Below are 1,541 nucleotides of genomic sequence, written 5' to 3'. Positions count from 1 at the left end.
CTGCACTTGCCGGTGCCGCGGACGGCGGCCACCGTGAGGGCCGGAACGGTCTCGTGCGCGGCCTCGCCCGGCAACTCGCGGCCTACGCCGGCTTCGCGCCGACGGGTCCGCAAGCGGACGCCGAGTACCGCGTCTGGTACGCGACCAGCCGTATACCGCTCGACGCGACGAACTCCGCGCTCGGCTTCGGCGTCGAGCGCGACAGCCGGATTCACTACGGCAGTTGCCGGGTGTTCATCCCGCGCTCGCACAAGGTCGGCGCCCTCGGCTCCCCCTGGTGGAAGCGCCTCGTCACCTTCACCGACGACCGCTTGCGCCTGCTCGCCGTCGACGCGGCGAACGCCGAGACCTTCTGGCGGCAGCTTGGCGAGCACCTGCAGCAGTGCCCGGTGGACGAGCGCGACGCGGTCGTCTTCATCCACGGCTTCAACGTCGACTTCGAGGAGGCCGCGCTGCGCGCCGCGCAGATCGGCTTCGATCTCCAGATCCGGGGGACGATGGCCTTCTACAGTTGGGCCTCGCGCGGCGAAGTGGCGAGCTACCTGGCCGACGAGGCCGCCATCGAGCTGGACGAAGAACCGATCGCCGACTTTCTGTACGACTTCGCGCTGCGCACGGGCGCCAGCCGGGTGCATGTGATCGCGCACAGCATGGGCAACCGTGCCGTCTTGCGCGCCGTGCACAGGATCGCCGACGAGGCCCGGCGGCGCGTCGATGTGCGCTTCGGGCAGATCATGCTGGCCGCGGCCGACGTCGATGCGCGTCAGTTCCTGCAGCGCTGCGCCGCCTATCCGCGGCTCGCGCAGCGCACGACGCTGTACGTCTCCAGCCGCGATGCGGCGGTCGAGGCGTCGCGCTGGCTGCACGACTACCCGCGCGCCGGACTCATGCCGCCGGTCACCATCGCGCCCGGCATCGACACGGTGAACGCCGTCAACGCCGATCTGACGCTGCTCGGGCACGGCTACGTCGCCGAAGCCCGCGACGTGATCTGCGATATGCACGCGCTGATCCGCCACGGCGCGGCGCCGGAGCGCCGCTTCGGCCTGCGCGCGGTGGCGACCGAGCGCGGCGAGCGCTACTGGCTGATCGGCGCGTAATCGCCGGCGCGCGCTCGATGGCTCGCCGAGGCAAGCGCGGATCGCCCGCTCATCCGCCACCGGGCAGCCGGATCGGACGGCGGTTTCGCAGTCCGGCGCGCCGATGCCCGGGGTGCCAGGTCGGCGCCGGCGAGGCCGACAAGTTCACGGGGCCACAAGGCCAGCTCGTTTTCGCGAACGACGACGGCCGCGACGACCCGATCAGCGGCACGCAGTTGAGCGGACTGCTCCTGCGTGTCGACAAGATCAGTCACGGCGTTGACGAACAGTAAGGCGATTTCCGGGAATCAAGATCCCGAACACCTACCGCGCAGCGGCTTTTCGGGTCCTGAGCCCGGCCAGACGCGATGACTCTTGGTATGGCGTTTTGCGCGGCCAAAACACTCCAACACTCCCAGGGTGAATTTGTCCTTCGGGTCAATAGCCGAAGAATCCGTTGGT

General features: G+C 69.6%; 1 protein-coding gene. It reads left to right on the top strand.

Translation table 11 applies throughout. The annotated features are described in order from the left end of the window. Positions 1 to 1,100, top strand: a 1,100-nt coding sequence (locus tag CAPSK01_RS18305; protein ID WP_273704034.1) for an alpha/beta hydrolase, incomplete at its 5' end; no start/stop codon positions are given. Positions 1,101 to 1,541: the final 441 nt, after the last annotated feature.

The sequence above is a fragment of the Candidatus Accumulibacter vicinus genome (genome assembly GCF_000584955.1).
In the GTDB taxonomy this organism is placed as follows: domain Bacteria; phylum Pseudomonadota; class Gammaproteobacteria; order Burkholderiales; family Rhodocyclaceae; genus Accumulibacter; species Accumulibacter vicinus.
Note: the sequence above shows the minus strand (reverse complement) of the source record. Positions and strands in the feature narration are given on the sequence as shown.